The sequence below is a fragment of the Sphingobium sp. C100 genome, from assembly GCF_000508185.1.
Lineage (GTDB): Bacteria > Pseudomonadota > Alphaproteobacteria > Sphingomonadales > Sphingomonadaceae > Sphingobium.
Genome location: NZ_AYOY01000054.1, coordinates 1 through 6,156 on the forward strand (window position 1 = coordinate 1; position 6,156 = coordinate 6,156).

Here is a 6,156-nt window from a genome sequence, read left to right on the forward strand (position 1 = left end):
GGCGGCCGCCGCGAAGGCGGGCCGGGTGCCGATGCGGATGCCTCGGGCGGCCCGTCGCCGCGCCGTGCCTCCTACATCAGCACGCTGGAAGTGCTGGCGCCCTGAACCAGCCCGGCCCTAACGGCATCCGTATCGCGATAGCGCCCGGCCTGTCGCCCGAACAATTTCTCGGGCGGCAACGCACGGGCGCTATCGTCGTTGCCGGCGGGCCGACCATGGGCACGCGCTGGTCGGCGCGGATCGTCGATCCGCCCGAAGGCAGCGTGGCCGCTATCGAAGTCGTGCTGGCGCGCATCATCGACCAGATGAGCAATTGGGAAGCGGGCTCCGCCGTCAGCCGCTTCAACCGCGCGCCGATCGGCGAATGGATGGCGCTCCCCCCCGACATGCTGACGGTGCTGAGGGCGGGGCTGGAAGTCGCCCGCGTCTCGAACGGCGCCTTCGATCCTGCGATCGGCCATCTGGTCGATCAATGGGGCTTCGGCCCCGCGCCCCGCGCCGCAGTTCCCTCCCCTCCATCCCCATGGACATGCATCGCGGTGGAGGACGACCGGGCCTGTCGCCTCGCCAATGTGGCGCTCGATTTTTCGGGCATTGCCAAGGGCTTTGCGGTCGATGCCGTCGCGGCGGCGCTACGCGCGCTGGGCGCGGCCAATTTCCTGGTCGAAATCGGCGGTGAACTGCGGGGCGAAGGGGTAAAGCCCGATATCCAGCCCTGGTGGGTCGATGTCGAAGCGCCACCGGGACTCGCCGCGCCAACGCTTCGCGTCGCGCTCAGCGATCTCGCCGTGGCGACGTCGGGCGATTATCGCCGCTATCGCATGGACGGCGACCGCCGCCTCTCGCACAGCATCGATCCCGCGACCGGCGCCCCGATCGCGTCGGGCGTCGCATCCGTCACGGTGCTTCATGACAGCGCCATGCTGGCGGACGCCTGGGCCACGGCGATCACCATATCAGGCCCCGATCGCGGCATGACCCTCGCCACCCGCCACAATCTCGCCGCCCGCCTGATCCTGCGCGCCGAAGAGGGCGCACGCGAATATATGACCCCCGCCCTCGCCGCGATGCTGGACTAGCGCCGGTCAGGGCAACGGCCTTGCTTGCCCTCTTGATCCGGCGGTGGCATCACCGGAGCATCCTAGAAAATAAGGGGTATTCCATGCGCAGTTCCATTTTGGCGATCGCCGCCGTCCTTGCCCTGCCGGCCTGCACCACCATGTCCGACACGCCGCCCGGCGCCTCCGCCCAGCCGGCGCCTTCGTCCGTCACACCATCGATCGACACCATGAAGCGGTTGACGGCGCAATTATCGTCCGACGCCTTTGAAGGCCGCGCGCCCGGATCGGCGGGCGAGGAAAAGACGCTTGCACTCCTCGTATCCGAATTTTCCCGGCTCGGCCTCAAGCCCGGCAATGAAGGCAGTTGGTTCCAGGACGTGCCGCTGGTGGAAATCACCGCGAAGAACGTCTCAGCGCTCAGCTTCACCGGCGGCAAGGCGCCCGTCACCGCCGCCTATGGCCCGGAAATGGTGATCGGCACCTATCGCACGACCCAGCCGCATATCGCGGTAAAGGACAGCCCGGTCGTCTTCGTCGGCTATGGCATCAACGCCCCGGAAAAGGGCTGGAACGATTATGCCGGGCTGGACGTCAAGGGCAAGACGGTCATCATCCTGGTCAATGATCCCGACTATGAAACGCCGGGCCTGGCCGGCACGTTCAACGGCCGCGCCATGACCTATTATGGCCGCTGGACCTATAAATATGAGGAAGCCGCGCGTCAGGGCGCGGCCGCCGCGATCATCGTCCACGACACCGTGCCCGCCGCCTATGGCTGGAACGTCGTCCAGTCGAGCTGGACCGGCGCGCAGCATGTCGCCGACAGCGCCAATGGCAATGCCGACCAGTCGGCCGCGATCGGCTGGATTCAGAAGGACAAGGCGCAGGCGCTGTTCGCCAGCGCCGGGCTGGACCTCGACGCGCAGATGCGGGCGGCCAAACAGCCCGGTTTCAAGGCGGTGCCGCTGACCGGGGTAAAGGCCGATGTCTCCTTCGACAATGAACTGCGCAAGCATAGCTCGAAAAATGTCGTCGCCCTGCTACCCGGCAAGACGCGCCCGGACGAATATGTCCTCTACAGCGCCCATTGGGACCATCTGGGCCATTGTCAGGCCGCGCCCGACGGCGACGACATCTGCAATGGCGCGGTGGACAACGCCACCGGCACCGCCGCGCTCGTCGCGCTGGCAGAGGCCAATGTGAAGGCCGGTCCCACCGACCGCAGCCAGGTCTTCCTTGCCATCACGGCCGAGGAATCGGGCTTGCTGGGATCGGCCTATTATGGCGACAACCCGGTTTTCCCCTTCGCCAAAACCGTGGGCGGCGTGAACATGGACGCGCTCAGCCTCGCGGGCCTGGCGAAGAATGTCGTGGTGATCGGCAAGGGCAAGTCTCAGCTCGACGCCTATCTCGACCGTGCGCTTGGCGCCCAGGGCCGCGTGGCGACCAATGAGCCGACCCCGGAAAAGGGCTTTTATTATCGCTCCGACCATTTCAGCTTCGCCAAGCACGGCCTGCCGATGCTCTATTTCGAGGGCGGCGAGGATCTGGTGAATGGCGGCACGGCGGCGGGTCTGGCTGCGGCGGAGGATTATACCCGGAACCGCTATCACGGCCCCAAGGACGAATATGATCCCAACTGGGACTGGACCGGCGTCGCCGCCGACCTGAAGCTCTATTATGACGTGGGCCGCGCGCTGGCCGACACGACCGACTGGCCCAACTGGATGGAAGGCGACGAATTCCGCGCCATCCGCGATCAGGACCGAGCGGGCAAATAAAGGGAGCGCTGGACCTATTCCCCGGCCGGGGAGTAGGTCCAGCTCTGCGCCGCGCTGCCATCCATTTTCGACGTTTCCGCCATCAGCAGGCGCCCTTCCCGCCAATAGCGGATGCGCTGCGGATAATCATGGTCCGGGTTGGCGAAGCTGATCTCTCGCACCCCCTGTCCCACGAGCGGGAAGACCGTCGCCGGTCCGCCCTCCGGCGCGCCATGAAAGGTCAGCGTGCCGTCGGCGGCGCGCACGATGCGCATCACTTCCCAGGATCGCAGGCTGTCGCCTCGTCCCGCGCGGCCGACGCCGATCATCATGCCTCCGCGCGGCAGCGTCCAGACCTCCTCGTCCCAACGATCACCCCGGTCCTGCCGCCACTCGCCAGTCAGCCAGTCCGGCAGATCGCCCGCATGGGCTTTCACCGACAGCGAAAGCGACAGCAGCACAGCCGCCGCGATCACCGAAACTCTTGCCTTCATCGCCTCACACCCCTGTCCAGACCCGTTTTCTCGCGTTATGGAGCGCGCATCATCCCCGCTATCATGGTTCGGCCCGGCAGGCCGGGCAAGGACATTGCTCATGACTTTCCGTATGCCCGCCGAATGGGCGCCGCACGACTGGACCTGGATCGGCTTTCCCACCAACCCGGCCGAATGGCCCGGCGCGTTCGAGGATGCCCGGCGCCAGATCGCCGCCTTTGCCAGCGCGCTCCATGCCGATGGCCGGGGTGAAGAGGTGCGGCTGGTCGTCGCCAATGATACCGACGCCCAAGCGGCCCGCGCGCTGGTCGATGCAGCTGTCATGTTCGTTGTCGAGAAACTGGGCGATGTCTGGCTGCGCGACACGGCGCCGATCGCGGTGCTGAATGGCGCGGGCGGCCGCGCCCTCGTTGATTTCGGCTTCAATGGCTGGGGCGGCAAATATCAGATGGCCGGCGATGAGGATGTCGGCGCGCGCCTCGCCGCGACCACGGGCCTGCCCACCGCGACCCAGCATTGGGTGTTTGAGGGCGGTGCGACCGACACCGACGGCACCGGCCTGTTCGTCACGACCGAACAATGCCTGCTCAACCCCAACCGCAACCCCGACCTTGATCGCGGCAAGATCGAAACCCTGCTTGCCGGCAGCCTTGGCCTCTCCGACATGCTCTGGCTGGGCGACGGACTGCTCAACGATCATACCGACGGCCATGTCGACAATCTCGCCCGCTTCGTCGCCCCCGGCATATTGGCGCTGCCGATCGCGACCACGCCGGACGATCCCAATGCGGCCGTCTATGCCGATGCGCGCGCCCGCGCCAGGGCGCATGGCGTGGAGGTGGCGGACATCCCCTCGCCCGGTCTGGTGCTGGTGGATGGCGATCCGATCCCGGCCAGCTACATGAACTTCTATGTCGGCAATGCGGCCGTCATCGTCCCCATCTATGGCCAGCCCAACGATCAGGCCGCGCTCGACGCCCTGCGCCCCTTCTTTCCGGGACGGGACATTGTAGGCTTGCGCAGCGACGCCATATTATCGGGCGGCGGCAGCTTCCATTGTTGCAGCCAGCAAATGCCCTCGCTCTAATCAGTCGGAAAGAAGAATGACCAAAGTCACCGTAGCCGCGCTCCAGCTCGCCTTTTCGGACGACATGGCCGATAATATCGCCCTGGTCGCCAGCCATGTGACGAAGGCCGCCACGCGCGGGGCAAAGATCATCCTGCCGCCCGAACTGTTCGAAGGCCCCTATTTCTGCAAGGAAGAGGACGAGGCGCTGTTCGCCACGGCCCAGCCGACCGACAGCCATCCCGCGGTGCAGGACATGCGCAAGCTGGCGAAGGAACTGGGCGTTTACATCCCGACCAGCTTTTTCGAGCGCGACGGCCAGCATTATTACAACTCGCTCGCCATGATCGACGATCAGGGCGAGATTATGGGCGTCTATCGCAAGAGCCATATTCCCGATGGGCCGGGCTATGAGGAAAAATATTATTTCCGCCCCGGCAACACGGGCTTCAAGGTGTGGGACACACGCTATGGCACCATCGGCGTCGGCATCTGCTGGGACCAATGGTATCCCGAAACCGCCCGCTGCATGGCGTTGATGGGAGCGGAAATGCTGTTCTACCCCACCGCCATCGGCTCCGAACCCTATGATGCCGACCTCGACACCAGCCGCATGTGGCGTCGCGCGATGCTCGGCCATGCGGTCAGCAATTGTATGCCCGTGATCGCGGCCAATCGCATCGGCGACGAAGAGGGGCAGGCCTTTTACGGCCACAGCTTCATCAGCGACGAATGGGGCGATTTCGTCGCGGAGGCCGACGCGAAGGACCATGGCGCACTGGTGGCGACCCTGGACCTGGAGCGCGCGCGCATCCACCGCGCCGGCATGGGCTTCTTCCGCGACCGCCGACCCGAACTCTACACCCGCATAGCGCAGGATATCTGACCGCCGGCGCGAGAATGGATGCGGGAGGAACTGTGTCCGGTGGGGAACTGATTGGCGGCTTTTCTTGACCCTTGATCGTCACCCCAGCGAAGGTTGGGGGCTCAGTGGGTCCGGCGCGTCATTTGCCTGAGATTGCAGCTTTCGCTGGGATGACGGAACATGGTCTTCTGCAGCCGCTTCACGCGCCATGCCTAATCTGTTTCAGCATCCATGCCTCTGCTTTGGCGCGCCCGTCTCCACCTCTCATCCGTAACCGCATGGCCACAGGTGCGGAGGAAAACATCCTATTTCGCATCGCAGCGTCCTATCGCGCTGTCCTATTGCGCGCTGGCCGGACTATCCCGGACTGTCCTTTGAATCGTCCGAAACAATGCACCCGCGCCTACGCGCGCGGGCACGCGCGCGCCACAGTGTGAACTTCCCGAGAAAAGAGCGGGTTGGCGGCGGCCACCATCATGAGCTTCCCTATTGCACGGACAAAAGATGGCTTTGGCCCCCGGCAGGGGAGGACACAGCGTCGTCAGTCAGCGCCGGCGCGCAGGACGAAAGGGATTTCGACCACGCCGCGCACCCGCATGGGCTGTCCGCCGCGGATGGCCGGCTTCCAACGCCATTTCTTCACAGCGTCCCTGGCGGCATCATCCAGCCGCGCAAAACCGCTGCTCCCGCTGACGGCGATGCTTTCGACCGCACCATCGACCCCGAGCGTCAGGGTGAGGACCACCGTCCCCTGCTCGCGCTTGCGCCGGCTTTCGATCGGATAACGCGGCGGTTTTCCGGCGACCATCTGCGTTCCGAGGTCGCCCGCCTGCACCACCGATGATGGCGCGGGCGGGGCGAAGGACGGCGCGGGGGCCACCGGAGCGGCTGACGGCATGGCCGCCACGAC

At 65.6% G+C, this 6,156-nt stretch carries 6 protein-coding genes; 4 read left to right on the plus strand and 2 right to left on the minus strand.

The window, feature by feature from the left end; all coding sequences use genetic code 11:
• The first annotated feature begins 215 nt into the window (after positions 1–215).
• Both C100_RS29980 and C100_RS29985 read left to right on the plus strand, forming a co-directional pair.
• Positions 216–1,079, plus strand: a complete 864-nt coding sequence (locus C100_RS29980) for an FAD:protein FMN transferase (RefSeq protein WP_024018735.1) — start codon at positions 216–218, stop codon at positions 1,077–1,079.
• An 83-nt stretch (positions 1,080–1,162) separates the two neighbouring features.
• On the plus strand, positions 1,163–2,842 hold the full coding sequence (locus C100_RS29985; RefSeq protein WP_024018736.1) for a M28 family metallopeptidase: 1,680 nt from the start codon (positions 1,163–1,165) through the stop codon (positions 2,840–2,842).
• Positions 2,843–2,856: 14 nt separating this feature from the next.
• On the opposite strand, the gene C100_RS29990 is transcribed toward C100_RS29985, so the two are convergent.
• The gene (locus tag C100_RS29990) at positions 2,857–3,315 is read right to left on the minus strand and encodes a DUF6265 family protein (RefSeq protein WP_024018737.1); all 459 of its coding nucleotides are present in this window, start codon (positions 3,313–3,315) and stop codon (positions 2,857–2,859) included.
• Positions 3,316–3,415: 100 nt separating this feature from the next.
• On the opposite strand from C100_RS29990, the gene C100_RS29995 reads away from it, so the two are divergent.
• Complete coding sequence (locus C100_RS29995; protein WP_024018738.1) at positions 3,416–4,402, plus strand: agmatine deiminase family protein; 987 nt, start codon at positions 3,416–3,418, stop codon at positions 4,400–4,402.
• Between the two features lie 16 nt (positions 4,403–4,418).
• A complete protein-coding gene (aguB, locus tag C100_RS30000) occupies positions 4,419–5,267 on the plus strand; it encodes an N-carbamoylputrescine amidase (protein WP_024018739.1) in 849 nt (282 codons plus the stop codon).
• A gap of 520 nt (positions 5,268–5,787) precedes the next feature.
• On the opposite strand, the gene C100_RS30005 is transcribed toward aguB, so the two are convergent.
• Positions 5,788–6,156: energy transducer TonB (locus C100_RS30005; protein ID WP_024018740.1), on the minus strand; the 369-nt coding region annotated here is incomplete at its 5' end.

Bases quoted from the DNA above. Each gene is read 5' to 3' on its own strand.
- C100_RS29980 (WP_024018735.1), top strand. From the start codon at position 216: ATGGGCACGCGCTGGTCGGCGCGGATCGTCGATCCGCCCGAAGGCAGC.
- C100_RS29985 (WP_024018736.1), top strand. From the start codon at position 1,163: ATGCGCAGTTCCATTTTGGCGATCGCCGCCGTCCTTGCCCTGCCGGCC.
- C100_RS29990 (WP_024018737.1), bottom strand. From the start codon at position 3,315: ATGAAGGCAAGAGTTTCGGTGATCGCGGCGGCTGTGCTGCTGTCGCTT.
- C100_RS29995 (WP_024018738.1), top strand. From the start codon at position 3,416: ATGACTTTCCGTATGCCCGCCGAATGGGCGCCGCACGACTGGACCTGG.
- aguB (WP_024018739.1), top strand. From the start codon at position 4,419: ATGACCAAAGTCACCGTAGCCGCGCTCCAGCTCGCCTTTTCGGACGAC.